The organism is Bradyrhizobium sp. SZCCHNRI3052, assembly GCF_032484895.1.
In the GTDB taxonomy this organism is placed as follows: Bacteria; Pseudomonadota; Alphaproteobacteria; order Rhizobiales; family Xanthobacteraceae; genus Bradyrhizobium.
In genome coordinates, this window is the sequence record NZ_JAUETW010000021.1 from 64254 (window position 1) to 90201 (window position 25948).

The 25948-nt window shown below is 65.2% G+C and carries 27 protein-coding genes, 2 tRNA genes and 2 pseudogenes; 9 read left to right on the forward strand and 22 right to left on the reverse strand.

Translation table 11 applies throughout. The features are described from left to right. Positions 1-18: 18 nt before the first annotated feature. The 6 genes from QW887_RS33815 to QW887_RS33840 form a co-directional block, all read right to left on the reverse strand. Complete coding sequence (locus QW887_RS33815; RefSeq protein WP_315716337.1) at positions 19-792, reverse strand: SDR family NAD(P)-dependent oxidoreductase; 774 nt, start codon at positions 790-792, stop codon at positions 19-21. A gap of 47 nt (positions 793-839) precedes the next feature. After that, entirely contained in the window at positions 840-1847 is a 1008-nt protein-coding gene (locus QW887_RS33820) for an ABC transporter ATP-binding protein (RefSeq protein ID WP_316175697.1), read from the reverse strand. A 14-nt stretch (positions 1848-1861) separates the two neighbouring features. Then, positions 1862-2692 carry a carbohydrate ABC transporter permease gene (locus QW887_RS33825; protein ID WP_316170757.1) on the reverse strand — a complete coding sequence of 277 codons (831 nt, stop codon included), beginning with the start codon at positions 2690-2692 and terminating at the stop codon, positions 1862-1864. A gap of 2 nt (positions 2693-2694) precedes the next feature. Continuing rightward, positions 2695-3567 carry a sugar ABC transporter permease gene (locus tag QW887_RS33830; RefSeq protein WP_315826533.1) on the reverse strand — a complete coding sequence of 291 codons (873 nt, stop codon included), beginning with the start codon at positions 3565-3567 and terminating at the stop codon, positions 2695-2697. A gap of 410 nt (positions 3568-3977) precedes the next feature. Beyond that, on the reverse strand, positions 3978-5309 hold the full coding sequence (locus tag QW887_RS33835; protein ID WP_316196108.1) for a sugar ABC transporter substrate-binding protein: 1332 nt from the start codon (positions 5307-5309) through the stop codon (positions 3978-3980). A 163-nt stretch (positions 5310-5472) separates the two neighbouring features. Then, positions 5473-6420, reverse strand: a complete 948-nt coding sequence (locus tag QW887_RS33840; RefSeq protein WP_316196109.1) for a sugar-binding transcriptional regulator — start codon at positions 6418-6420, stop codon at positions 5473-5475. 286 nt (positions 6421-6706) lie between these two features. Here QW887_RS33840 and QW887_RS33845 point away from each other — a divergent pair, with 286 nt between their 5' ends. Both QW887_RS33845 and QW887_RS33850 read left to right on the forward strand, forming a co-directional pair. Further along, positions 6707-7042, forward strand: coding sequence for a hypothetical protein (locus tag QW887_RS33845; protein WP_316196110.1), 336 nt, complete (start codon positions 6707-6709; stop codon positions 7040-7042). A gap of 116 nt (positions 7043-7158) precedes the next feature. Continuing rightward, on the forward strand, positions 7159-7569 hold the full coding sequence (locus QW887_RS33850; RefSeq protein WP_315716344.1) for a flagellar basal body rod protein FlgC: 411 nt from the start codon (positions 7159-7161) through the stop codon (positions 7567-7569). A 30-nt stretch (positions 7570-7599) separates the two neighbouring features. On the opposite strand, the gene QW887_RS33855 is transcribed toward QW887_RS33850, so the two are convergent. The 16 genes from QW887_RS33855 to QW887_RS33930 all read right to left on the reverse strand — a co-directional run bounded on the left by QW887_RS33855 (position 7600) and on the right by QW887_RS33930 (position 21187). Next, positions 7600-7785, reverse strand: coding sequence for a hypothetical protein (locus QW887_RS33855; RefSeq protein ID WP_315751364.1), 186 nt, complete (start codon positions 7783-7785; stop codon positions 7600-7602). 120 nt (positions 7786-7905) lie between these two features. Beyond that, complete coding sequence (locus QW887_RS33860) at positions 7906-8610, reverse strand: hypothetical protein (RefSeq protein ID WP_316196111.1); 705 nt, start codon at positions 8608-8610, stop codon at positions 7906-7908. A gap of 134 nt (positions 8611-8744) precedes the next feature. Next, the gene (aqpZ, locus tag QW887_RS33865) at positions 8745-9497 is read right to left on the reverse strand and encodes an aquaporin Z (RefSeq protein WP_316196112.1); all 753 of its coding nucleotides are present in this window, start codon (positions 9495-9497) and stop codon (positions 8745-8747) included. Positions 9498-9881: 384 nt separating this feature from the next. Beyond that, entirely contained in the window at positions 9882-10568 is a 687-nt protein-coding gene (locus QW887_RS33870; RefSeq protein WP_316196113.1) for a transposase, read from the reverse strand. A 378-nt stretch (positions 10569-10946) separates the two neighbouring features. Next, positions 10947-11993: a hypothetical protein gene (locus QW887_RS33875; protein ID WP_316196114.1), complete on the reverse strand. Its 1047-nt coding sequence runs from the start codon at positions 11991-11993 to the stop codon at positions 10947-10949. Between the two features lie 527 nt (positions 11994-12520). Then, entirely contained in the window at positions 12521-12715 is a 195-nt protein-coding gene (locus QW887_RS33880) for a hypothetical protein (RefSeq protein WP_316196115.1), read from the reverse strand. A gap of 902 nt (positions 12716-13617) precedes the next feature. Next, positions 13618-13693, reverse strand: a tRNA-Phe gene (locus QW887_RS33885). Between the two features lie 174 nt (positions 13694-13867). Continuing rightward, positions 13868-14074, reverse strand: coding sequence for a DNA gyrase inhibitor YacG (gene yacG / locus QW887_RS33890; protein ID WP_316196116.1), 207 nt, complete (start codon positions 14072-14074; stop codon positions 13868-13870). A 51-nt stretch (positions 14075-14125) separates the two neighbouring features. Then, positions 14126-14755, reverse strand: a complete 630-nt coding sequence (locus QW887_RS33895) for a Maf-like protein (protein ID WP_006613056.1) — start codon at positions 14753-14755, stop codon at positions 14126-14128. A 181-nt stretch (positions 14756-14936) separates the two neighbouring features. Continuing rightward, entirely contained in the window at positions 14937-15407 is a 471-nt protein-coding gene (locus tag QW887_RS33900; protein WP_316196117.1) for an arsenate reductase ArsC, read from the reverse strand. 54 nt (positions 15408-15461) lie between these two features. Continuing rightward, positions 15462-15968, reverse strand: a complete 507-nt coding sequence (locus tag QW887_RS33905; RefSeq protein ID WP_315717869.1) for a UPF0262 family protein — start codon at positions 15966-15968, stop codon at positions 15462-15464. After that, positions 15965-17260 carry a histidinol dehydrogenase gene (gene hisD / locus QW887_RS33910; protein ID WP_315828011.1) on the reverse strand — a complete coding sequence of 432 codons (1296 nt, stop codon included), beginning with the start codon at positions 17258-17260 and terminating at the stop codon, positions 15965-15967. The genes QW887_RS33905 and hisD overlap by 4 nt, the downstream gene beginning before the upstream one ends. 87 nt (positions 17261-17347) lie before the next feature. Continuing rightward, entirely contained in the window at positions 17348-17797 is a 450-nt protein-coding gene (locus tag QW887_RS33915; protein ID WP_316196118.1) for a DUF2948 family protein, read from the reverse strand. Between the two features lie 24 nt (positions 17798-17821). Then, on the reverse strand, positions 17822-19111 hold the full coding sequence (gene murA / locus QW887_RS33920; RefSeq protein ID WP_315828010.1) for a UDP-N-acetylglucosamine 1-carboxyvinyltransferase: 1290 nt from the start codon (positions 19109-19111) through the stop codon (positions 17822-17824). 149 nt (positions 19112-19260) lie between these two features. After that, positions 19261-20961 (reverse strand): FAD-dependent oxidoreductase, encoded by a 1701-nt coding sequence (locus QW887_RS33925; RefSeq protein WP_410052261.1) that lies wholly within the window; start codon positions 20959-20961, stop codon positions 19261-19263. 43 nt (positions 20962-21004) lie between these two features. Then, the gene (locus QW887_RS33930; protein ID WP_316165560.1) at positions 21005-21187 is read right to left on the reverse strand and encodes a hypothetical protein; all 183 of its coding nucleotides are present in this window, start codon (positions 21185-21187) and stop codon (positions 21005-21007) included. A gap of 353 nt (positions 21188-21540) precedes the next feature. Between QW887_RS33930 and QW887_RS33935 the strand changes: the two genes are divergently transcribed. The 7 genes and pseudogenes from QW887_RS33935 to QW887_RS33960 all read left to right on the forward strand — a co-directional run. Further along, positions 21541-21615: transfer RNA gene (locus tag QW887_RS33935), tRNA-Thr, on the forward strand. 186 nt (positions 21616-21801) lie between these two features. Next, complete coding sequence (locus QW887_RS33940; protein WP_316187848.1) at positions 21802-22068, forward strand: hypothetical protein; 267 nt, start codon at positions 21802-21804, stop codon at positions 22066-22068. 201 nt (positions 22069-22269) lie between these two features. After that, a pseudogene (locus QW887_RS34990) lies at positions 22270-22443 on the forward strand (nuclear transport factor 2 family protein); the annotation flags it as partial. 489 nt (positions 22444-22932) lie between these two features. Next, the gene (locus QW887_RS33945; protein WP_315751346.1) at positions 22933-23667 is read left to right on the forward strand and encodes a sensor histidine kinase; all 735 of its coding nucleotides are present in this window, start codon (positions 22933-22935) and stop codon (positions 23665-23667) included. Further along, positions 23648-24334: a response regulator transcription factor gene (locus tag QW887_RS33950; protein ID WP_315717876.1), complete on the forward strand. Its 687-nt coding sequence runs from the start codon at positions 23648-23650 to the stop codon at positions 24332-24334. The genes QW887_RS33945 and QW887_RS33950 overlap by 20 nt, the downstream gene beginning before the upstream one ends. 196 nt (positions 24335-24530) lie before the next feature. Then, positions 24531-24884 carry a response regulator transcription factor gene (locus tag QW887_RS33955; protein ID WP_315717877.1) on the forward strand — a complete coding sequence of 118 codons (354 nt, stop codon included), beginning with the start codon at positions 24531-24533 and terminating at the stop codon, positions 24882-24884. Between the two features lie 450 nt (positions 24885-25334). Further along, a pseudogene (locus QW887_RS33960) lies at positions 25335-25824 on the forward strand (DDE-type integrase/transposase/recombinase); the annotation flags it as partial. Positions 25825-25948: the final 124 nt, after the last annotated feature.

Below are 25948 nucleotides of genomic sequence, written 5' to 3' on the forward strand. Positions count from 1 at the left end.
GTCAATTTTGACGCGAGCTTACCAGCAAGTGTAGCCGCCATCGACAACGACGACGCTGCCGGTCATCAAACTTGCGGCTTCCGAGGCCAGGAACAGCACCACCGAGGCGATCTCCTCGACCTGCCCCATCCGTGCCATCGGGGTTCCACCGATCCAGGCGTCGTACATCCGCGGATTGCTCTTCACGAAGGCGTTCAGCGGAGTCTCGATATAGGTCGGCGCGACCGCGTTGACGCGGATGCCCCGCGCGCCCCATTCGGCCGCCAGCGACTTGGTCAGATGGTGCACCGCAGCCTTGGACGCGTTGTAGAAGCACTGCTCCTGCGGCTTGTTGACGATGAAGCCGGACATCGAGCCGATGTTGACGATGGCGCCACTGTTGGCCGCCAGCATGTGCTTGCCGAAGGCGCGGCAGCACCAGAAGGTGCCGTTGAGATTGACGTCCAGCACGTTCAGCCAGTGCTCGTCGGTGACGGTCTCGGCCGGCGTCTCGCTGCGCGCGATGCCGGCATTGTTGACGAGGATGTCGATGCCGCCGTAGCGCGCGACCAGATCGTCGGCCACCTCGTTGACCTGAGCCGAGTTGGTGACGTCCATCAGCGCGGTCTCGGTGTCATAGCCCTTGGCCTTCATCGCCGCCTGCCCGTCCGCCGCCGCCTTGGCGTCGCGATCGGCGATCACGACATGCGCGCCCGCCTCCGCCAGCGCCTCGACGCAAGCCAGGCCAATGCCCTGCCCGCCGCCGGTGACCAACGCGGTCTTGCCGTTCAGTTTGAATTTTTCGAGGTACATCGTCGTGGTCCGTTGTTGTCGTTGACGCCCGAAGGGGACGTCACCTCTCATGCGAAGATCGAATTGCCGCTCTCGTCGAAGCGGTAGATGCGGCTGGGCTCGGGCCGCAGCGTCACAGTGTCGCCGGCACTGAGTCGTTTCTCGCCGACGACGCGCACGGTGAGCGTCCCGAGCGCGCCGGCATCGACGTAGAGAAAGGTGTCGCTGCCGAGATGCTCGGCGATCACCACCTTGCCGGGCCAGCCCTCGCCGCCGTCGTCGACGACCGCGACATGCTCGGGCCGCACGCCGATCGTGGTCGCATGGTGTTTGTCCGCTTCCGCGCCGGTGATGAGGTTCATCTTCGGCGAGCCGATGAAGCTGGCGACGAACAGATTGGCGGGGCGCTGATAGAGCTCGATCGGCGAGCCATATTGCTCGATGCGGCCGGCGTTCAGCACCACGATCTTGTCGGCCATGGTCATGGCCTCGACCTGGTCGTGCGTCACGTAGATCGCGGTGGTGCCGAGCTGCTTCTGCAGCCGCGTCACCTCGAGCCGCATCTGCACGCGCAGCGCGGCATCGAGATTGGACAGCGGTTCGTCGAACAGGAACGCTTTGGGCTCGCGCACGATGGCGCGGCCGATCGCGACGCGCTGGCGCTGGCCGCCGGACAGCTCGCGCGGCTTTCGATCGAGATAGGGCGTGAGGTTCAAGGTGGCCGCGGCCGCCTCGACCTTCTGGTTGATCTCGGCCTTGGGCAGCCCGGCCATCTTCAGGCCGAAGGCGATGTTGCCGCGCACGCTCATATGCGGATACAGCGCGTAGGACTGGAACACCATCGACAGGCCGCGCTTGGCCGGCGGCACATTGACGACATTGTTGCCGTCGATCAGGATCCGTCCGCCGGAGACGTCCTCGAGCCCCGCGATCAGCCGCAGCAGCGTGGTCTTGCCGCAACCGGAGGGGCCGACGAACACCACGAAGGCGCCGTCGGGAATGTCGAGATCGGCGCCCTTGATGATGTGGACCGGCCCGAACGATTTCTGCACACCTTCCAGCGTGATCCGTCCCATGGTCAGCCCTTTCGTTACTTCACTGCGCCGAAGGTCAGCCCGCGCACGAGCTGCTTCTGGCTGAACCAGCCGATGATCAGGATCGGCGCGATCGCGAGCGTGGACGCCGCCGACAGCCGCGCCCAGAACAGGCCTTCCGGGCTCGAATAGGACGCGATGAAGGTCGTCAGCGGCGCCGCATTCAAGGTCGACAGGTTCAAGGTCCAGAACGCCTCGTTCCAGGCCAGGATCAGGTTCAGGAGAAGGGTCGAGGCCAGCCCCGGGATCGCCATCGGCGTCAGGACGTAGATCAGCTCGCGCCCGATCGTGGCGCCGTCCATCCGCGCTGCCTCGAGGATGTCCTTCGGGATCTCCTTGAAGTAGGTGAACAGCATCCAGATCACGATCGGCAAATTGCCGAGGCACAGGATGAAGACCAGCCCGGTGCGGGTGTCGAGCAGACCGAAATTCTTGTAGATGAGATAGATCGGCACGAGCACGCCGACCGGAGGCATCATCTTGGTCGAGAGCATCCAGAGCAGGATGTCCTTGGTGCGCTTGGTCGGCGCAAACGCCATCGACCACGCCGCAGGGATCGCGATCAGCATCGCGATCAGGGTCGAACCGCCGGCGATGATCAGCGAGTTCAGCGCGTGGTGCAGATAGTCGCTGCGCTCCTGCACGGTGACGTAGTTCTCGGTGGTCCAGTGGAAGAACAGGAACGACGGCGGCGTCGCGAACGCCTCCAGCTCGGTCTTGAAGCTCGCCAGCACCATCCACAGGATCGGGAAGAAGATCACGAAGCCGGCCAGCCACGCGGCCACGGTCGAGATCGCGACATGACGTCCGGTGACCTTGCGCGCCATGGTCAGGCCTCCAGATTGCGGCCGACGATGCGGACCAGGAAGAAGGCGACGATGTTGGCGATGACCACCGCGACGAGGCCGCCGGCCGAGGCGGTGCCGACGTCGAACTGGATCAGCGCCTGGGAATAGACCAGGAAGGCGATGTTGGTGGTCTGCAACCCCGGCCCGCCGCCGGTGGTGACGAAGATCTCGGCGAACACCGTGAGCAGGAAGATGGTCTCGATCAGGATCACCACCGTGATCGGGCGCGCCAGATGCGGCACGGTCAGATAGATGAAGCGCGACACCGCGCCGGCGCCATCCATTTCGGCGGCCTCCTTCTGCTCCTCGTCGAGCGACTGCAGCGCGGTCAGCAGGATCAGGGTCGCGAACGGCAGCCACTGCCAGGCGACGATGAAGATGACCGCGAGCAGCGGCGCGTCGGTGAACCAGTCGATCGGCGTCAGCCCCAGCGAGGTCGCGATCCAGGCGAACAGGCCGGACACCGGGTGCATCAGCAGGTTCTTCCAGACCAGCGCGCTGACCGTCGGCATCACGAAGAACGGCGCGATCACCATCAGACGGATGATGTTGCGGCCGATCACGGGCTGGTCGAGCAGGATCGCGAGGGGAATGCCGAGACCGATGGTCAGCAGCAGCACCGAACCGACCAGCACCAGCGTATTCTGCAGCGAGGCGAGGAAGGCGGGATCGGTGAGGAAGTAGGTGAAGTTCTCGAAGCCGACGAAGCTCTCCGAGCCGGGATCGAGCAGGCTGTAATGCAGGGTCGAGAAATAGATCGTCAGCGCCAGCGGCACGATCATCCAGATGAACAGCAGGATGACCGCTGGCGACATCAGCGCGCGGGCGAGGAGTTGCGTCTGTCTGGTGGCCATTGCCGCTGTCCATTTGCTCGATGAACACTGCCGTCATTGCGAGCGAAGCGAAGCAATCCACAATCACGGGGGGACTCTGGATTGCTTCGTCGCCTTCGGCTCCTCGCAATGACCACGCCGCCGTGAGAATAAAGCCTCGGGCTCGGTGCACCTCGCCCCGCCCGCGGGGAGAGGTCGGATTGCATCGGCAGATGCAATCCGGGTGAGGGGGACTCTCCGCGAGCGCGGTATTCGTGGAGAGTCCCCCTCACCCCAACCCTCTCCCCGCAAGCGGGGAGAGGGAGCGCACCGTCGTCCGGGCGAGAGCTCGAACAACGTTGGAGAGAAAATGCGGCCATCCCTGTGGGGAGGGATGGCCGCCAGTGATCAGCTCGGGAGGAGTTTCGTGTCGAGCTGATAACTTTGCGCGCCTATTTGATGTAGCCGGCGCGCTTCATCTCGCGTTCGGTGGAGGACTGTGCCGCCGCGAGCGCCGCATCGACGGTCATCGAGCCGGCCAGCGCGGCGGAGAACTGCTGCCCCACCGCGGTGCCGATGCCCTGGAATTCAGGAATCGCGGCGTATTGCACGCCGACGTAAGGCACCGGCTTGACCGTCGGCTTGTTCGGATCGGCGGCATCGATCGAGGCCAGGGTCAGCTTGGCGAACGGCGCGACCTTCAGGTACTCCTCGTTCTTGTAGAGCGAGGTGCGCGTGCCCGGCGGCACGTTGGCCCAGCCGTCCTTCGACGCGACGAGCTTCAGATAGTCCTTGCTGGTCGCCCAGGCGATGAACTTCTCCGCCGCCTCGACCTTCTGCGAGCCGGCGGGCACCGCGAGGCTCCACGCCCACAGCCAGTTGGCGTTCTTGCCGAGGCCGGTGTTCGGCGCCAGCGCGAAGCCGACCTTGTCGGCGACCTTCGACTCCTTCGGGTTGGTCACGAACGAGGCCGCCACGGTCGCGTCGATCCACATCGCGCATTTGCCGGAGTTGAACAGCGCGAGGTTCTCGTTGAAGCCGTTCGAACTGGCGCCGGGAGGGCCTGCCTCCTTCATCAGCTCGACATACGTCGTCAGCGTCTTCTTCCATTCCGGCGTGTTGAACTGCGGCTGCCATTTCTCGTCGAACCAGCGCGCGCCGAACGAATTCGACATCGCGGTCAGGAACGCCATGTTCTCGCCCCAGCCGGCCTTGCCGCGCAGGCAGATGCCGTACACGCCGGCCTGCTTGTCGGTGAGCTTCTTGGCGGCATCGACGACGAAGTCCCAGGTCGGGCTCTCCGGCATCTTCAGCCCGGCCTTGTCGAACAGGTCGGCGCGGTACATCACGAACGAGCTCTCGCCGTAGAACGGCGCGGCATAGAGCTTGCCGTCGACCGATACGGCGTCCTTGATCTTGGGCAGGATGTCGCCCGCGTCATAGTCGGCGCCGAGCTTGTCGAGCGGCACCAGCCAGTTCTTCTTGGCCCAGATCGGCACCTCGTAGGTGCCGATGGTGAGGATGTCGAACTGGCCGCCCTTGGTGGCGATGTCCGTCGTCACGCGCTGGCGCAGCACGTTCTCTTCCAGCGTCACCCATTTCACGGAGATGTCGGGGTTGGCCTTGGTGAACTCGCTGGTAAGGCCCTGCATCCGGATCATGTCACCGTTGTTGACGGTGGCGATCGTCAGACTCGTCTCCGCCAGTGCGGGCGCATGTGTCAGCAGCGTGGCGGCGCCCAGCAGGGCGGCAAGCGTGCTCGTCCGAGTGAAGATGGTCTTCACGGTCTCCTCCCATTCCCGCGGTTATTGAATATATGCTCACGGGCTGAGCTGATGTTCACAACACTGATCGGGCTTTGTCAAGCATGCGCCGGCGCCCACAGGTTGTGCGGCGCGACGGGGATCCGACCTTTGATAGAACAATGCGCAGCAGCGCCGCGGGCATTCACGCCAGGATGGCGCGCGCCGTGGCCTCGTCGGTGATCAGGCCGTTGATGAGCCGCCCGGTCAGCGCGGCGCGGATGGCCGGGATCTTCGCCGGTCCCAGCGCCGCCGCGATCGTCATCGCGCGGGCCGGCACCTCGGGCGGAATGCTGGTGAGCCTGCGGTTGGTGCCGCCGGCGATCACCCTGCCGTTGGCGTCATAGGCCCACCCGGTGATCTCGCCGATGGCCCCGAGCCGCATCATCTCGGTGAGCTCGTCGCGGGTGACGAAGCCGTCGACATGCATCTGCGCCTTCTGGTCCATCTGGCCGATGCCGACCAGCTTGAGGTCGGCCTTGTCGGCGACCGCCTTGACCTTGGCGATGGCATCGAGCCGGACCATGCGGTCGCGCTCGTCCTCGGTGCCCATCAGGAACGGCAGCGGCATCGGATAATGCCGCGCGCCGGTGCGGTCGGCGAGCCGGCCGACGGTGTCGAAGAAGCTGGCGGAGCCGTCGGCCAGGATGTTGCCGACCAGCGAGACGATCTGGTGCTCGGGCCGGTCGACCGGCGAGACGCGCTCAACGGCGGCGCGCACCGCCCGGCCCGTGCCGAGCGCGATGATGACCGGCGTCTCGGCGCGCAGCGACGTCTCCAGCAGGTTGGCGCAGCGTTCGGCGATCCCCGCCGCGCCGGCCGGCGCGGCCGGATCGGTCGGGACCACCTCGCAGTGCACCAGCGCGAAGCGCTCCTTGAGCTGCGCGGCCAGCGCCATGCACGAGGCGATCGGATGCTCGAGCCGGAACGTGATCAGCCGCTCGGCAAGGCACAGCGACACCAGCCGCTGCGCCGAGGCGCGCGACACCTGCAGCATCCGGGCGATCTCGTCCTGGGTATGGCCCGCGATGAAGTACAGCCAGCCGGCGCGAGCGGCATCGTCGAGCCGTGATTTGTCGCTGTCGCCCGCCATGACGCCGAGCCGGCCTCCCTTTCAGAACACGTCTTCCCGGCCGAGCGCGGCCCGACGCTGATCGGCCTGCACTATGCCATGGCGCTCACGGCGCCGGGAACCGAGGCGCGCCACCATCCCCAGGAGGAACGCGGCAGGGTCATCCAGACCAGATCATATGCTCTGATCGTGGGCAATAGCCCAATCTCGGCAGGTTGCGCCCAGCGTCGCGGATCCTCGCTCGGCGCACGACGGCTGCGCATCCCCGAGGGATGCGGCGGCTCGGCCGGCCGCTTAGCTCGGGGGCATGGCCCTCCCCTCTCTCGTCCGCCCCCGCCGCGCCGCTCCGGTGTTCGTCTGCCGCAAATGCCTGAAGCGCAGCGATGACCCCAAAGCATTGAACAAGGCCTTGAAGAAGGCCATCAGGCACGCGCTGGAATCCCACGACAGCCCCGGCAACCGCGCAGGCGAGAAGCCGGCCCGCGTCATCGCGACGAGCTGCTTCGGCCTCTGCCCGAAGCGGGCGGTCGTGGTCACCGGCGGCGTCCACGCGGCACGCGGCGAATATGTGCTCGTCTCCGCAGCCGGGGATGTGCCCACCGCCTTGGCGCTGCTGCGCGACGATCCAGACCGGCCGCGTTGAGTTCGTGATGGTGAACAAAACCTTGAGCCGGACGCTCGAGTCTCATCGGCGGTCTTGACACTTGCTTGGTGCGCCGCGGGCTTAGCTGGCGCGTCACGTCATCAGCAAGCGCCGCCATGAGTCCCACCGCCACCATCGCAGTCTCCGGCATGCAAGCCGCCTCGCGCCGGCTCGAGGTGTCCGCCTCGAACGTCGCCAATGCCAGGAGCACGGGCGCGCTGCCCAATGCCGACGGCACGCTGCCGGCCGGCGCGCCGAAGGCCTACGACCCGCTCGAGCTGGTGCAGAGCGACGTCGCCGGCGGCGGCACGCAGACGACCATCACGCGTTCGAGCTCGGGTACGTCCGCGAGCTACGATCCCACCGCGCCGTTCGCCAACAAGGATGGCCTCGTCGCCGCGCCCAATGTCGATCTCGCGCAGGAGATGATCAGCCAGCTCGTCGCCAAATACAGCTTCGCCGCGAACGCGAAAGTGCTGAAGGCGAGCGACGAGATGAGCCGCACCGTGATCGACATGAAGGTGTAGGCCGGCCTCGATAGCCCGGCGACTCCCGCGTCAGCGCGAGAATACGGCGACCAGCCAGTGGATCAGCGTGGCACCGCCAATAGGCGCGACCATAAGCAGCATCATGTTGAAGCCGATCAGCACGAGCAGCAGCTTTTCACGCCGCGGCGACAGCCGTCGCTTCGGCGGCTCCGGCTTCGGATCATGCGGCCAGTGGCCGGGCAAGTCGACGAACATTGCGGCCCTCAGCTGTCGCTGCAGAACGCCGGAGCGGGCGGACCGGATGCCCCTGCGGACGACGAGCATCGTAGCACGGCGAGATCATGGAGACGGCCGACAGCGCGTCCTGCGCCGTGCTCACGCGGTGTCCTGACCCAGCTCGGCCAGCACCCCTGGCTCCACCAGCAGCCCCTGCCGCTCATAGCGCCCGCGCGTCCGGCTGAAGCGCACCACGACCGCATGGCGTTTGCTCTTCGCCTTGGCCCGCCGCGACAGCAGCGCGTTGCCGGCGGGCAGAAACACGAGATCGCCGAGACCGACGCATGAGAGACACGCCGGACCGCCATCCTCCATCATGAGGACATCGCCGGTCCCGCCGCAGCGATGACAGCTCCAGCCGTCCCGCGCCGGCACGATCGCCACCAGCTCCGGCGCCCGGCTCGCCTTCGCTGCCACACGCTCGCGCTTCTTCTCGGAGAGCGCCGGCGAGACCCAATGCGTCCGGAACAGCTCTTCAAGTTGCGGATCATTGCTGCGGCTGAACCGCAGCGGCTGCCGGCGTGGCGTCTGTGCGACATAGGCGGTCTCGCTCGGGCTCAGCCCCTTGGCGAGCGCCCAGGCACGAACATGCGTCATCGCCTCCCTGATGCGCAGGAGACCGGAGCGTGTGACCTCCTCCAGCGACCCAACCTGCCCACGCCGCCACTGCTCCAGCAGCGACGCATCGAGCCAGCCGAGGCCACAGAACAGGTCGGCGACGCTGACGTAATGCTGGTCGGCCAGCAGCGCCTCGGCCACCCTGGCGACCCGATCGGACAGCGGCTCGTTGTTCCTCCGGCTCATCACGACACCTGCAAGATCGTGCACGCTGACAAGGCGCGCATTATCCAGCAGAGCCGGCGGCGATCAAGAGCGGCGCGACCACGGCATCGGCCACGCCGTGACGCGGCCCGATCCAACCGCGTGAGGAGATCTTCCTAGGCGCTTTTCGCGACCGCGCCCTGCCCCGTCCGCTCGCCGGTCACCTCGCCGGCCGGCTCCGGGCTCAGCCAGCGATAGATGAAGCCGCCGGCCGCGCCACCGAGCAGCGGCGCCACCCAGAACAGCCAGAGCTGCGCCAGCGCCCAGCCGCCGACGAACAGCGCCGGCCCGGTGCTGCGCGCCGGGTTCACCGAGGTGTTGGTGACGTGGATGCTGATGAGGTGAATGAGCGTCAGCGCCAGCCCGATCGCCAGCGGCGCAAATCCCACCGGCGCCTTGCCATGGGTCGCGCCCATGATCACGAACAGGAACATCATCGTCAGCACGAACTCGCTGAGCAGGCAGGCCCCGAGCCCATATCTGCCGGGCGAATGCTCCGCATAGCCATTGGCGGCAAAGCCGCTCGCCGTGCTGAAGTCCGGCGCCCCGCTGGCGATCGCATACAGCACGGCCGCACCGACGATGGCGCCGACCACCTGCGCGATGATGTAGGGCACGATCAGCCCGGTCGGGAACCGCCCGCCGCACGCCAGCCCCACCGTGACAGCCGGATTGAGATGGCAGCCCGAGATGTGCCCGATCGCATAGGCCATGGTCACCACGGTGAGCCCGAACGCCAGCGCCACGCCGAGCATGCCGATCCCGACATCCGGCACGCCGGCCGCGATCACCGCACTGCCGCAACCGCCGAACGTCAGCCAGAAGGTCCCGATCGCCTCCGCCACGAGCTTGTTGTTGTTGCCGTTCATCATCGCCTCCCTGGGTGCGTGTGATTGGCTGGAGCCCGCCTCTCCCGTCAATGGAGAAGATGATCACTTTGGCAACCTGGAGTCAAAGGAGGATTCGCGGTCGGCCGTGGGATGCCTGTGACTTTGAGTCAGAAAGAGTCCGACCGTTCGTAGTTCGTAGGGCGGATGAGCGAAGCGTCATCCGCCAGCTTACGCTGCTTGCCAACGGTCGTCGGCGCTCAGTCCTGGCGGAAGCTCGTTCCTGCCGTGAACCAGCTTGATCGGCGAGGGGTTGCTCATCGAGCTTGCGGCCGACGGTCCAGGCCGACATCGATGATCCCGCATGGCGGATGACGCTCCGCCGGGCAGTTACGGTGACAGTGCACTTAACTCCGCAAGCTACCTTCAAGTCCGCTCCCGCTCATCCTCTTCGGCCGGCTTCGGCCCGCGCTTGGCCGGCTTGAGCACGCGACCGGTCATCTTCTCGATGCGGCTGAGGAAGCGGTCGCTGCCGATCGGCCGGCCGATGCTCTCGGCGGCGCGAAGGCGGGCCAACAGAGCCTCCTCGTCGTCCAGGCCGCCGCCCAGGAGCCCGGCGATGTCCGGGAAAATCGCCTTCACCGGCTCGCGCGCGGTCACGCCATCGTCGCGGCCGCGCAGATGCGCGCGCGTGCTCGACCAAGCCCAGTCCTGAGCGCGGGTGACCAGCCGCGCACGCACCGGGTTGAGGCTGACGTAGCGCAACGCCGCAGCGAGATGCGCCTCGTCCATCGCCACGGCGCCGAACCGCCCCTGCCAGAAATGGCCGCTGCGCTTGCGGCGTGCCTGGACGATGCCAGCGTACGTACGATGCACGCGCGACAGTGCCCGGCGCAGGCCATCGGCATCCGACGGCACGAGGATCAGATGCACGTGGTTCGGCATCAGGCACCACGCCCACACGGCGACGTCCGCCGCCCGGCAATGGGTCGCGAGCAGGTCGCGGTAAAGCGCATAATCGTCATCACCGAAGAACGTCCGCGCACGGCCGTTGCCACGCTGGGTCACGTGGTGCGGCAGGCCGGAGATGACGACACGGGCAAGGCGAGCCATGCGCCATCCTGCGCGCGGCGACGAAAGATGTCAATTAAGTGCACTGTCACCGTAATTCCAGTAATTCCAGGCTTGAGCGCATCACCCGCTCCAACGACGGCACCTGCCCGCCGCGACTGCTGCAGCAACGAGGCATTGAGCCCGCAGACTGCGTCGAGCAGAAGACGTTGAGCCGCCGTCAATCCGCATAGTTTTATGCACTCTCACTGTAATCTTGTCACTGTAACCCCTGCAGCTCAACCAGAGGTCCCATGCGTGGAAGGACAAACACGTTCGCACCCTTTTAAAAGTGGGGCCTGACGAGAACGGCAAGCTGCGTTCGCAAACGATGCACTAAAAATCTGGAGCGCTTAAGCGTGAGGCTCGATCAATCGATCATCAACCCGCTGAGCAAGAAAAGGGCCGAGTCCAAGGATCACCCGGGCCTATCTCAATCCAGACAATTGAGGGTACCTTATAGTATTCAGCTAGGCCTTCTGGAACTTTTGAAGTGTGCCGTACAACAAAGTAGTTGATCCAACCCGTCCTAAAAGTCTCCTGCGGATCGCCACCGTGAATGATGACACCGTTCTTATCTGAAGCAGCAAGGCGAGGCGCATCAATATCAACAGCGTTGTTTGGACCGTCCAAGAACATTCGGCTCTTGTTATTGTCAAACCGCTTGGGATCGGACTGCACGTGCTTCGACCATGCGATCGAAAAAGTACCAAGCAGATTCCGCTTAAGCTCGTCATTCCCTGGAGCAGCAGTAATCAAAACACCCGCGCCTTCTGGAGCGCGGTCCCAAAATGCTGAGGCAATGCTCGTGAGGTTGAGAGCGCACGTAGTACCAAATGCTTGGGGAAAAGGGAAAATCTGCGCATGGCTCTGAGTTAGTTGAGCCAGCTGACGATTTGCGTTCTGCTCTGCCGTGACAGCGGCGTTCCTTTGCTTGATCTCCGCATCAAGGGTCTTTTGAACGGGGTCTAGGGCTTTCGTAACTGCCCCATCAAGTTGAGCTTGCGTATAACCCTGAGTTGGCGAGTGGAAAACTATCCAAGTTTGCCATCCGATAAGCAGCCAAGTTGCGGCCGCAATCCCGACTGCTATCGGTCCAGTATTATCGATGAACGGAATACGCTTCTCTAAGGCATCGAGCGTGGCGAGGACCGTCAGCAGAAGGCCGACGGCAATGCCGCAGATAGCCCAAGTCCAATCTATCTGCTTGCTCGCTCCTGCAATGAAACACGACACCACCAAGCCAGCCGCAACCGTGGCAAATGCCACAGCGAGATAATAGCGCCGAACACGCGGAGGCAACGGATCGGGGGAGTTGCTTCCGATTCCGGAAAACACCCCCTCCGCAAGTTTTTTCGACAGTAAGGAAGGCTCCTCCGCTAACTTCCCTAGCTTGGCCACATCAGCGGCACCAAGCCGTTCCGCCATGCCCTTCACGGTTGTCTTTGGGCTAGCGCGCTCGGGCTTTGCGCCGCGCGTCCCATCTAAGCTTGAGGGCTGCGCACCCAGTGATCTGTTTTGCCCATGCGTCTGAGAGGGGCCGTTTTGCGGATCTTGCACAACATTATGCTGGCCGCTTCCGATTTGGGACTTCGCGCCGCTAAGGGCTTGGTCCGCCGATATGGCCACGTGGCTCGCCCGACCGCGAAATGGACCCCACATTTGCCTTTTGAGTACGGCGTTAGGATCGCTGCGCCCCAGCACATCTGAAGCGGAAACTCTGATAGCATGCGGCTGATCATCGCTACGCGGCGCCTCCGGAGCAGGGGCTTCCGTAGCTGGCTGTTTTTCTTGGTCGTTAGGCACGGCTGCCCTCCGAAGAGACTCGCTCTCCGGTAGCTCGCCCAGAAATCGGAACGTCGTCAAGCTAAAATAGCGCCCCGGAGATCCAACATCCAGAGACCACCAAGCTTGTTTCAAGAAGAGCCATCAAGCCATAGCGACCTTGAATTCGATCAGCGTAAGAACAGGGTATAAGCCCCTATCAGAGCCGTCATCGCTGTAACGATTGCGGTCGCCTTCCCGGCGACGCTACCAGTAATTTCCTCGCCGTTCACAAAGTAGCGCGCGCCATCGCCGATGTTTGATAGTTTTTCCTGCGCATTCTCGATTTGGCGCTGACACCAATCGATGCTCTCACGTGCGCTCATGTCCGCCTCCGCAAAAACGATGAATCGCCAGTTGCTCGAATGAACGTGATTAACCTAATCGAGACGCGATTGAGTCGCTACCCCAGGGTTACGGATGTTGCGGCTATATCGAAATTTCAAAACTCACGAATACTGCAAGAGAAAGAATAGAGTTATGGTGACGCTGCATTTTTCTCTTTCCTTGCAAGCTCAAAGCGATTGTTCGTCGTGCTCGGGAAGCAGGCTGACATCAACGCGCAGCCACTCATTCTGAATACCAGAAATTTTGTTGACACACCCCCCAAATCAGTGGTCTTATCCCGCCATCCCGCCCGCACTGAGCGGGGCGTATCGCGATCGTCACGGGACGTTGCGGCGGGGAGCGGTGGCCGCGGGGCGACGCAGCATCTCATTGGGGGTGCGGACGAACGTCGTTTTGCGGACGGTCAAGCCGTGTGGTCCCGACACCCCGACGCTGGTGTCTTGATTGGCGACGATTGCCGATGACGGGGGCAAGCAAGCCCGGTCCCCTGGGAGAGCGCGGAGCAGCCGTTCAAACCATCGCGCAGGGAAGGCCGGGTTGTTTCCGGCTGAGCCTGTGGTTCCTGCCCCGTGCACTTCTTTCGCACGGGGGCCATGGGTGCCAGTCGGCACTCGGCCTTCCCTGCGCCCTCTCAATTGATGAGGACGCTCACATGCAGCAGAGCTCGGGCCAATCCAGCCGCGAGGTTGCGAGCGCATGGGCGCGAGCTACGGCGACGAGCGGCAGGCTGTTTGACAGGGTTGATTGGGATCAGAGGGCGCGGCTCAGGCGCGAGCAGAGGGGGCTCAAACGCCCGGCTTCGCCAAGAGGCTTCGCCGGGCACGCTTCGCCCGTTGGGCTACAGCGCGGCTGCGCCACGCGTAGCCCAACGGGCGAAGCGTGGTGCCCAGGGGCGGAATCGAACCACCGACACTGCGATTTTCAGTCGCATGCTCTACCAACTGAGCTACCTGGGCAGGTCTCGTGAAGGGCAAAAAAGCCCGGCGAGCCGGCGGGTTATAGTCAGAGCAGGCGGCGCTGTCTACCGCCCTGAGGCGAAGTTTTCACATTCCTTTCGCAGTTGCGCGGAAGGCCCCGGGGCCGCCGCCGGACGGCCGGCTCCGCTGGGGCAAAGCCATGAAAACACGGCCCTATTCGACGTCGTCCTCGTCGCCCTCGGTGGCCGGGATGACATAGGAGCCGCTGAGCCAGCGATGCAGGTCGACGTCGCGGCAGCGCGGCGAGCAGAATGGGCGGACGGCCGCGGCTGCGGGCCGGCGGCAGATCGGACAGCGGCCGGCGGGCTTGGCGGAGGCGGCGGATGGGGAGCGGGTCGAACGGGTCGATTCTTGGGACATGGCCGCTATCTAGGCGCCCGCGACGCGCGATGCACCTCCTCAAGGATGGCGTCAGACGCCGACGGTGTTGAGCCAGCCGAAGCGGATCGGAAAACCCTCGCCGGCGAGCAGGGTCGTGGTCTCGTAGAGCGGCAGGCCGACGACGTTGGTGTAGGAGCCGACCATCTTGACCACGAACGAGCCGGCGATGCCCTGCACGGCATAGCCGCCGGCCTTCCCCCGCCATTCGCCGGAGCCGATATAGGCCTGGATGTCGTCCTCGCTGAGCCGCTTGAAGCGGACGCGGGTCTCGACCAGGCGCTGGCGGAACGCCTCCTTCGGCGTCACCAGCGTGATCGCGGTGTAGACGCGGTGGTTGCGGCCGGACAGGAGGCGCAGGCACTGCGAGGCCTCGTCGACCAGATTGGCCTTCGGCAGGATGCGGCGACCGACCGCGACCACGGTGTCGGCGGAGATGATGAAGGCGCCGCGCAGCTCGTCGTCGAGCTGGACGGATTTGAGCGCGGCATCGGCCTTGGCGCGGGCCAGCCGATTGGCGCAGGCGCGCGGCAGCTCGCCACGCTTCGGCGTCTCGTCGACGTCGGCCGGGCGCAGCGCATCGGGCTCGATGCCGGCCTGGTTGAGCAGCGCCAGACGCCGCGGCGAGCCGGATGCAAGAACGATTTTGGGACGGCCGAGCATGCTGATTTCGCTGGGGGATTCGGAAGCGGCGGGGCGTGCGCGCGGAACCTATCGGAAGGGCTGCCATTCCACAACCCGAAGGCTGCGACAAGGCTGCGACGAGCCTGCTCTACGGCGCGAATTTGAGCGGGGGACGACGTTGGTATTTCGGTTCGATGACACCTGCGGTGGAACCGGGAACCTACAAGCCCGCCGGACCGGGCTTGCCGAAACGCTTGCGGATCCGCGTGAACAGCCCGTCGCAGACCTCGCGATAGGCGGACAGCTTCTGCTCGCGATTGCCGTCGGTGCCGGTCGGGTCGGGCGTCGGCCAGTATTCGACGTCGGCGGCGATGGTGCGGGTCAGCTCCAGGGCCTTGTGATGGGCCTCGGGCGAGAGGGTGATGATGAGGTCGAAATTCAGCCCCTCCCAGTCCTCGAGCTCCTCGAAGGTGGTCGGCTTGTGCTGCGAGATGTCCTGGCCGAGCTCGGCCATGACAGACACCGCGAACGGATCGAGCTCACCCTTCTTGACGCCGGCGGAGCGGACATAGAGCGCCTGCGGATACATCTGGCGCAGCAGGCTCTCGGCCATCGGCGAGCGGACGCTGTTCTGGCCGCAGGCGAACAGCACCGCCTGCGGCTGGCGCGCGCGCGGCGGCCCCTCGGCCATGCGCCTAGGCGCCCTTGGCCGAAAGCTGGGACGCGCGCGTGGCGGCCCGCGGCATCACTGGCCCTCGCCCTTCCAGTGCAGCACCGTGATCAAAGTGAACAGCCGGCGCGAGGTCTCGAAATCGACCCGCACCTTGCCCTTCAGCCGCTCCTGCAAGGTGCGCGAGCCCTCGTCGTGGATGCCGCGCCGGCCCATGTCGATCGCCTCGATCTTGTCGGGGGTCGCGGTGCGGATCGCCTGGTAGTAGCTGTCGCAGATCATGAAGTAGTCCTTCACGATCCGCCGGAACGGCGACAGCGACAACAGATGCGTCACCACCGGCGTGCCGTCCTCCTTGCGGATGTCGAACATCAGCCGGTTGGCGGTGATACCGAGATGCAGGGTGAAGGGACCGGCGCCGTCGGCGCCCTCGGGCGCGAACAGGTTCTCCTCGACGAGGTCGTAGATCGCGATCGCCCGCTCATGCTCGATGTCCGGACCGGAGCGGCCGATCGACTCCTCGTCGAGCGTCACCGCCACGATGCGATTGGTCCGGTCGTCGCCTGGCGGGTGCTGGGTCATGGCAGATTGAGGCGTATTCCCACGGAGCGTGAATGGGCGTCGAGACCCTCGGCCTTGCCCAGAGTCATCGCCGCTGGCCCCAGCGCGCGCAACTGCTCGGGGCCGCATTTCAACAGCGACGTGCGCTTCATGAAGTCGAGCACACCGAGACCGGAGGAGAACCGCGCCGAGCGCGCGGTCGGCAGCACGTGATTGGAGCCGCCGACATAGTCGCCGATCGCCTCGGGCGTGTGCGCACCAAGGAAGATGGCGCCGGCATTGCGGACACGGGCCGCGAACGCGTCGGGATCGGCGGTCATGATCTCCAGATGCTCGGCGGCGATGGCGTCCGCCAGCGGCACGGCCTGGTCGAGATGCTCGACCTCGATGATGGCGCCGAAATCGGCCCACGACGCGCCGGCGATCGCGGCACGCGGCAGGGTCTTGAGCTGGCCCTCGACGGCGCGGGCGACATCATCGGCCAGGCGGCGGCTATCGGTGATCAGGATCGATTGCGCGCTGGCGTCATGCTCGGCCTGGGCGAGCAGATCGGCGGCGATCCAGTCGGCATTGCCGCTGTCGTCGGCGATGACAAGCACCTCGGAGGGGCCGGCGATCATGTCGATGCCGACCTTGCCGAACACCAGCCGCTTGGCGGCGGCGACATAGGCGTTGCCCGGGCCGACGATCTTGGCGACCGGGGCGATCGTCGCGGTGCCATGTGCCAGCGCCGCCACGGCCTGGGCGCCGCCGACGCGGTAGATCTCGGAGACGCCGCCGAGATGGGCGGCGGCCAGCACCAGCGGATTGAGCTTGCCGTCCGGCGCCGGCACCACCATCACGAGCCGGCCGACGCCGGCGACCTTGGCGGGAATGGCATTCATCAGCACCGAGGACGGATAGGCCGCGGTGCCGCCGGGGACGTAGAGACCGGCGGATTCGATCGCGCTCCAGCGCCAGCCGAGCTCGACGCCGGCTTCGTCGGTGAAACGCTGGTCGGCCGGCAGCTGCTTGAGATGAAACGCCTCGATGCGGTCGCGGGCGAATTTCAGCGCATCCAAGGTCGCGGCGTCACAGGCCTTGAAGGCGGCCTCGATCTCGGCGGCCGTCACGCGCAGCGAGGAGGCATCGAGCTCCAGCCGGTCGAACTTGCGGGTCGCCTCGAGCAGCGCCGCATCGCCGCGTTTGGCGACGTCGTCGACGATGGCGCGGGCGGCGGCTTCGACGTCGGCGGAGGTCTCGCGCTTGGCGGCGAGAAACTGCCGAAACTGAGTGTCGAAATCGGTGCTGGCGCGGGACAGGCGAATGGGCATCTCTGGCACTTTCCGAAGGGGTGGCTGCCCCCGACCCCCTGCTCAATGGCGCGGCAGCGCGGGGCCGTCAACCCTTTGAACCGGCGCCTACCCGGTCAGCGGCGGGACGCCATCGATATCGCTGGTGCCGAGATCGTCCTCGCCAAGATCGGTCAGCTCGCATTCGAGACATTCGACATCGAGCCGCAATGCGCCGCCGTGGGAGAACAGCAGCAGCGCGCTGCCGGCGGGCGGCTCGGCGCCGGCATGGAATTCGATGCCGATCAGCTCCAGCACGGCCGCGGGCGCGGCGAGGTCGATGCGGCGCGACTTGCAGGCCAGCACCCGGTCGAACCGCAACGCCGCGAGCAGCCGGCGCGGCTCGCTCTCACCATGCAGCGCCTGATCCCAGTCGAGCCGGTTCATGCCGATCACCAGCCGCTTCTCGGCCTGGCGCCAGATGATGTCGGCCGCCTGCACCCGCGCGTCCTGTACATGGGCCGAGATGACGGCGAGATCGTCGGCATCGAGCGCGATCAGTTTGAGCCGGTCGGTCACGGTCTCATCCTCTTGGCAGCGCCTTCACTCGCGGATGCGCTCGATCGTGGCGCCGCAGGCCTTCAGCTTGTCCTCCAGCCGCTCGAAGCCGCGATCGAGATGGTAGACGCGATTGATCATGGTTTCGCCTTCCGCAGCAAGCCCGGCAATGACCAGCGACACCGAGGCGCGCAGATCGGTCGCCATCACGGGCGCGCCGCGCAAATGAGAGGTGCCCTCGATCCGCGCGGTCTCGCCGTCGAGACTGATACGCGCGCCGAACCGTGCGAGTTCCTGCACATGCATGAAACGGTTCTCGAAGATGGTCTCGGTGATCGCCGAGGCGCCCTGCGCGCAGACCATCAGCGCCATCAGCTGGGCCTGCAGGTCGGTCGGAAAGCCGGGGAACGGCGCGGTCGTCACCTGCACCGGGCGGATGCCGTGGCCGTTCCTGACGACACGGATGCCCTCGGCGTCGCTCGAGATCTCGGCGCCGGCCTCGGTCAGCACGTCGAGCGCGGACTGCAACAGCTCCGGGCGCGCGCCGGCGAGCCGGACATCGCCGCCGGTCATCGCCGCGGCGATCGCATAGGTGCCGGCCTCGATGCGGTCGGGCAACACGGTGTGACGCGCGCCGTGCAGCGACACCACGCCCTCGATCTCGATGCGTGGCGTGCCGGCGCCAGAGATGCGCGCGCCCATCTTGTTGAGACATTCGGCGAGATCGGTGATCTCCGGCTCGCAGGCGGCGTTGGTGATGACGGTCGCGCCCTTGGCGAGGCTCGCGGCCATGACCGCGACATGGGTGCCGCCGACGGTGACCTTGGGGAAATCGATCGTGCCGCCGCGCAGGCCGCCCGGCGCCTTGGCGACGACATAGCCGGCATCGATCTCGATGCTGGCGCCGAGCTTTTCCAGCGCCATGATCAGGAGATCGACCGGCCGCGTGCCGATGGCGCAGCCGCCGGGCAGGGACACCCGCGCCTCGTGCATCCGCGCGAGCAGCGGCGCGATCACCCAGAAGCTGGCGCGCATCCGCGACACCAGCTCATAGGGCGCCGTGGTGTCGATGATGTTGGCCGCCGAGATCTGCAAGGTCTGCCCCTGGTATTGGCCATCGCCGGGACGCTTGCCGACCGACATGATGTCCACGCCGTGATTGCCGAGGATGCGCTGCAGCTGCGCGACGTCGGCGAGGCGGGGGACGTTGTCCAGGATCAGCGTCTCCGGCGTCAAAAGACCCGCGATCATCAGCGGCAGGGCGGCGTTCTTCGCGCCCGAAATCGGGATGGTGCCGCGAAGTGGGTTGCCGCCGACGATGCGAATGCGATCCATGCTGGTCCTGTGGGGCTGGCCGGGAAATTGGGCTAAGGTCGGCGCAACAGGACCGACATTACGGCGATTTGATGAGTTCGCAACGGCAGGTCGCAGCCGCCGGGAATTCATCCCCTGACGGTACGGCCCCCGCGGCGGAAAGGCGCGAATCAGACCGGCGGGACCAGCGCATCGGCCAGAAACCCGTGCAGCGCGGCGACGACCTGGGCCCCCTCGCCGATCGCACCGCCGACGCGCTTGACCGAGCCGGAGCGGACGTCGCCGACCGCATAGACGCCGGGCACCGAGGTCTCGAGCGGCGACACCATCCGCCCGGCATTCTGCTCCGACTGCGCCCCGGTGACGACGAAGCCGGCGCGATCGAGCGTGATGCCGCAGCCGTCGAGCCAGCCGGTGGCGGGATCGGCGCCGACGAACAGAAACAGATTGCTGATGTCGGCCGGCGTCTCTTCGCCGGACAGCCGGCTCTTCAAGGTGATGCGTTCGAGGCCGGTGTCGGCCCCGCCATCGAGCGCGACGACCTCGGTGTTGAACAACAGCTCGATGTTCGGCGTCGCCTCGATGCGCTCGATGAGATAGCGCGACATCGACGCGGCAAGCCCGCCGCCACGGATGATCATCCGCACCTTCTTGACGTGCCCCGACAGAAACACCGCGGCCTGCCCCGCGGAATTGCCGCCGCCGACGAGGGCGACCTCCTGCCCCGCGCACAGCCGCGCCTCGATCGGCGAGGCCCAGTACCACACGCCGCGCCCCTCGAACTCCTTGAGCCGGGCAAGATCAGGCCGGCGATAGCGCGCGCCGCTGGCGACCACCACCGAGCGCGCCCGCACCTCGTCGCCGCCCTCGAGCGCCAGCACGAAGGCGCCGGCCTTGCGCTCGCAGTCGAGCGCATTGACCGACACCGGGATCATGATCTCGGCGCCGAACTTCTGCGCCTGGTTGAAGGCGCGCGCGGTCAGCGCGAGGCCGGTGATGCCGGTCGGGAAGCCGAAATAGTTCTCGATGCGCGCGCTGGCGCCGGCCTGGCCGCCGAACGCACGCGAGTCCAGCACCGCGACGGAAAGACCTTCGGAGGCGCCATACACCGCCGTGGCAAGGCCCGCCGGCCCGCAGCCGACGACCGCGACATCGTAGATCTTCTCGCCGCGCGGCCCGCCGATCATCCCGACGGCACGCGCCAGCTCGGTCTCGCTGGGATTGCGCAGCACGCTGCCGTCGGACACCACCACCAGCGGCAGCTCGGCCGGGGTCGGCGAATAGCGCGCGATCAGGTCGGCGGCGTCGTGATCGACGGCGGGATCGAGCAGATGGTGCGGAAAGCCGTTGCGGGTGAGGAAGCTCTGCAGCCGCGCGATCGCCGCCGATTGCGGCGGCCCGATCATGACCGGGCCGCCGGCGCCGCCCTGAATGAGATTCACACGGCGCAGGATCAGCGCCCGCATGATGCGCTCACCGAGCTCGGCCTCGGCGATCAACAGCGCGCGCAACCGTTCGGGGCGAATCAGGATGACCTCGACGTCGCCCTCGGCATGGCCATCGACCAGCGCGACGCGGCCGGAGAGCTGGGCGATCTCGGCCAGAAACTGCCCTGGCCCCTGGTCGATCACCGGGGTGACGTGACCGAGGCCGTCACGCTGGGTGATCGCGACATGGCCTTTGAGGATGACGAACATGCCGGGGCCGGGCTTGCCGGTCTCGAACAGCAGCTCGCCGTCACGATAGGTCTGGATCTCGCCGAAGCCGCGCAGGCGCGCGATCTCCTGGGGCGTCAGCTCCGGAAAAGTCTGGTCGAAGCGCGGCAGCGTCTTCGCGAGCTCCGCCCGTTGTGCCGCCGCATCCGCCGTCATCCCTTCATCCGCTGCCATCACGCCCACCCCGCCTGCCATCTGCTCAATGCTTCGAATCGTCCCGGCCGTCGGCAGCGGCCTCGTCCAAGCCGTCCTTCTCGACCGTCACCGCCTGGCTGCGCTCGCGGCTCTGCGCCTTGCGCCGCTTCAGGTTCTCGCGCAGCGCCTGCTTCAGCCGCTCCTCGCGCGCGCCCTTCGGCGCCGCCTTCCCGGTCTTATCGGTCATCCCCTTCCTCCGGTCACCCCATACCAGAGGCACAATTGGGGCCGCAGGTGCGAAAGCCAAGAGGCGTTGGCGATGCAGACGGTAGGGTTCCGCCCGGCCGGCCGTCGCCTGCCCGGATGGGGAGTTGCCGCTGCGCCCCGGGCATTGGGGACGCCAAGGGCGACCAACCGCGAAAATCCGCCGCGAAAGGGCGATTTCGTTCCGATTCGGAGGTCTTTCGCTCCGTTTCGATACATCACGCTGACGTCTTTCCCGGAAAACCGGGCGAGCCGCGCTTGCGCAGGCGGGGACCTTGTGGCAAGAACCGCCCGCGTTCGGTCGCGGCTTTCGGGCCGGTCCCCGCCAGTCCCTTTGCTGCCGTAGCTCAGTGGTAGAGCACTCCCTTGGTAAGGGAGAGGTCGACAGTTCAATCCTGTCCGGCAGCACCAGGGCGTTCTTCCCCAAACATGATCTTCGGCGACGCCTCGGGACCACAGGCCACGCGCAGATGCACGTCGTCGGCCTCGCGGCGCAATTTGCGTCCGAGCTCTGCTGCAGCACCGCCCTCTCCGGAAATCGAGGGCGCAGGGAAGGCCGGGCGCTGGCCGCGCCCGTGGCCCGCCTGCAGAAAAAGAATGCAGGCGGCAGTCACCACAGGTCTGGCCGAACACACCCGGCCCTCCCTGCGCAATGGCTTTACGACTTATACGCGCTCTCCCTGGGGACCGGGCTTTGTTGCCCCCATCACCCGCGATGCACTGACGCACATCAGCGAGCTTGACCTCAGCATCGGGAGGCCAGGACCACGCGACTTCACCGTCCGTATCGAAGTTGTTCGTCCGCTCGCGAATGCGCGCTGCAACTCCGACCCGGCCATCGCATCCCACACCCAACGCTCGTGACGACTCGCGAACGCCCCTCTTCGATGAGCACGGGACGGCCGGAAATGTGCAGGTGATTTGCCCGACGGCACAAGGGGAATGGGTGCGGCAGAGTGGCACGACGGGCAGTTTCAGCAGAGCTGGGATACGGGCGGCGGAGGGGGCTTTGTTTGGTGCAGCGTCACCGTAATCCCAGCGTCACCGTAATCCCCGGACGGGACCGTCCTCGACCGCGCCGGCTTCCTGCGGCAAGTCGCCCGGAAGTCGCCGGTCACCGAGATTTCCGGCAGCGACATCCAGATCAGGGTCCTTGGAGACATCGGTGTCGTGAATGCACGCACGCACTTCACCAAACCCGACGGAAGCCGGGGGACTGGCTGCTACACGGACGTCTAATGGAAGCGTGGCGACCGCTGGCGTTGCATTTCCGTTTCGCGCAACTGACGTGGAAGCACGGCGGTCGTACCTTGCGGTCGGGCGCCCGCGAGACAGATCGAGATTGGTTTGATCTTGCCTGTCATGAGATTGCCTCAACAGAGTTGCCGAGGCGATCAATCATGAATGAGGATAAACCCGCTGCCCGCTATTCAACGCCTGTGAGACCTTCACCTCACGTCCACATTTCATGCGTATGGAAGCTGCAAGGCTCAGCGTCCACTGACTCATGCTAGCGTCGGGAAAGACGGCGAATGGCGGCGCGGTGTTCTCCGTCGACGCGATGAGCTTCATCGACGCCCTGCCGATCGACAATTACAACGGTGCGGCGCGTAGCTTTAATGTACATAAAGTTATGCGGTTTAAATCGATCTTTGAAGTTGACTCGATCATACTGCTGATACATCCTAAGGGTGTATCTTAGTCACGAGAAAACCTGGCTGGTCTTCGATGCAACGGGAGCAGATCGAAGCCATAACTCGCGATATTGGGCAACAAGAAATTCTTGAACGTGAAATTCTTGCGATTGCCTCTCGCGAGAGACAGCGCATTGGGCGTGAACTCCACGACGGGCTCTGCCAATCGCTCGCCGGCTTAGCGGCGCTAGCTGCGGCGCTGTGGCGAAGTTTGGCGGCGAGCGGCCAACCGGGTCCCGCCGCGGCCGCGGCCGAACTCGTACGATTGCTGAACGAGACCATCGGCGAGGCGCGTGACCTCGCTCGTGGGCTCAGCTCGATCGGTCTGAATAGCGCGGATCTTGTCGGCTCCCTTGAGAGCCTCGCCCGCAACGTCAGCGCCGCTCATGGCGCCTTTTGTGCGTTTGTGGAAGATACCCCTTGTCCCGATCTTGGCCGCGAAACCACGAGCCACCTCGTGCGTATCGCCCAAGAAGCCGTCCGCAATGCGGTCAGCCACGGCCGAGCCGACGAAATCGAGATCCGTCTGGCGTGCACTGCAGGCTCGGGACTATTGAGCATCCGGGACAACGGTGTCGGGCTTCCCGAAAAATGGCGCGATCATGACGGCATCGGGCTTTATACCATGGACTACCGCGCGCGGGCGATCGGCGGTTCTCTTACTGTGGAGCCGCAGGCCCGTCGCGGCGTCATGGTTGCGTGCGCGTTTCCGCTGTTATCGAATTACGAACGGCAGGAAAGTATCGGCGATGCCCACTTGCCTGGCTGAAGCCGCGGACGCGGTGCGGAAGAGGCTGCTTGTCGTCGACGATCATCCCGTGCTGTGCCGCGGGTTGATCGCCCTCATCGAGGCGGAAAACGGCCTCGCCGTTCACGGCGCGGTCGGTACGCGCGTGGCCGCGCTCAAGACCATCGCGATCAGTCGCCCTGATCTGGTGATCGTAGACCTTGCTCTCGGCGACGAGGACGGCCTAGATCTCGTCAAGGAAATCAAAGCGCGTCATCCCGGCGTTCGCTCGCTGGTGCTTTCGATGTACGACGAAGAGGTGTTCGCCGAGCGCGCGCTTTGCGCCGGCGCCCTCGGCTATGTCACCAAACAACAGCTCGAATCGACCGTGATCGCTGCCATTCGTCGGGTGCTTGCAGGCGAGACCTACATGAGCGAGGCTCTGCAGCGGCGGCTGGCTGAACGATGCGTCGGCGCGCGACCGCTCGAGACCGCCTCGCCGGTGCGCACGCTGAGCGATCGGGAATTGCAGGTATTTCGGCTCGTTGGTCAGGGCCGAACCACGCGGCAGATCGCTGGTCTACTGAACCGCAGCGTCAAAACGGTAGAATCCCATCTTGAGCACATCAAGAATAAGCTGGCGATCGAATCGGCTGCTGAACTCGCCCAACGCGCGGCTCAATGGGTTACAATCGGCCGATTGGGTTGAGTCATAAAGTTCGCCCAAGTGCGCGGCTAGTGTCATACACGTCTGCCATGCCGCCGATGACTTCTCGACCAAGCAGGCACAGCCCCTCTCCGGCAAGCGCGACGGCCGAACACGCGGTCTGGGCCATGGTGCTAAAGCGGACTGCGCAATCAGCACGGCGCACGCGGCGTCTGCTCATTGTGGACAGTCACCCCTGATGCGGCGCAGGCTGACCGCGCTGATCAATGCTGAGCCCGGTCTTGTCGTATGTGCCTTGGCGGCCACCCAACGGGATGCGCTCGTGGCCATCGCGGCCACGAAACCCGATCTAGGGATCGTCGATCTGTTCCTTGGCGATAGCAATGGTTTGGATCTGGTGAGAGACGTTCGCGCGCGCTTTGTTCGTCTGCCGCTACCTGGATTGAGCAGGCATGATTCGCCGCAATACGTCCGCCGCGCTTTCGAATCCGGCACCGACGACTACGTCGCCAAGCAGGAGATGACAGAAGACCTTCTGGTGGCGATCCGCAGCGTGCTGCTCGGCGACCCTTACGGCGCACCGGCGCCTTGATCCATGCCCGTCTGCGTCCGGCAAGTTGACGCGTGCGAAGCTGGGCGGCCCATGGGGGATTCTCCCAATGCGAAAACGGGGTGCGACCCCGATGTCAGTTTAAGTCTCCAGCGTTAGCATTGGTAGCTACCAATGCCGTGCCCGCTTTGACGACTGAAATGCTGGTCGAGCCCTTCGCTTATCGGCTCGATCGAGACCATCACCGCTTCAAATGGGAAAAACGATGAGAAATATCTGCACCGCCGCCGCAATAGTCGCGATTGTTTTCATTCCTTGGACCGTCCATGCGGGCACTTGCTACAAAAACTTAGGTTGCAAGGGCGCTACGTCGACCACTTCTTGCAAGACATGTCTTGGAAACCCCTCAAAGGGAGAGGGTTGGAAGCAAAACTCAAAGAGCACCTGTATCGGAAACTTCAACCATTGTCCGGCGGTCCGTTAACGGTACTGGCGCTGGTCCCGCGCCCCGGCACCAGCAAGGCCGCCTCCGGCCACAAGATCCATCCCTATCTGCTGCGCGGCGTCAGCATCACCGATGCCCAATCACGTCTGGGCGGCCGACATCACCTACATTCCGATGGCGCAGGGGTTCCTGTATCTGGTGGCGATCATCGACTGGGCCACCCGGGCGGTGCTGGCGTGGCGCTTGTCGAACACGATGAATACGGGCTTTTGCATCGCTGCGCTCGACGAGGCGATGGCGCGTCACGGCCGGCCTAAGATCTTCAACACCGATCAGGGCGCGCAGTTCACCAGCTCAGCCTTCACCGGCAGGCTGGAGGCTGCAGGCATTGCGATTTCGATGGACGGACGCGGCCGTTTCATGGACAACATCTTCATCGAACGATTGTGGCGCTCGATCAAGTATGAGGAAGTGCATCTGAAAGCCTATGCTGACGGGCGCGAAGCGCGAGACGGCATCGGCTCATGGATGACCTTTTAAAATCATCGCCGCCCGCACCAGGCGATGAACAATCAGTTTCCCATGGGGTCGTGTCCCCGGAGGTGGTGTAGCTCGGTGGAGCAAAGCCGCCCGGACGCGCGCTCCCAAATAGCGCCGTAGC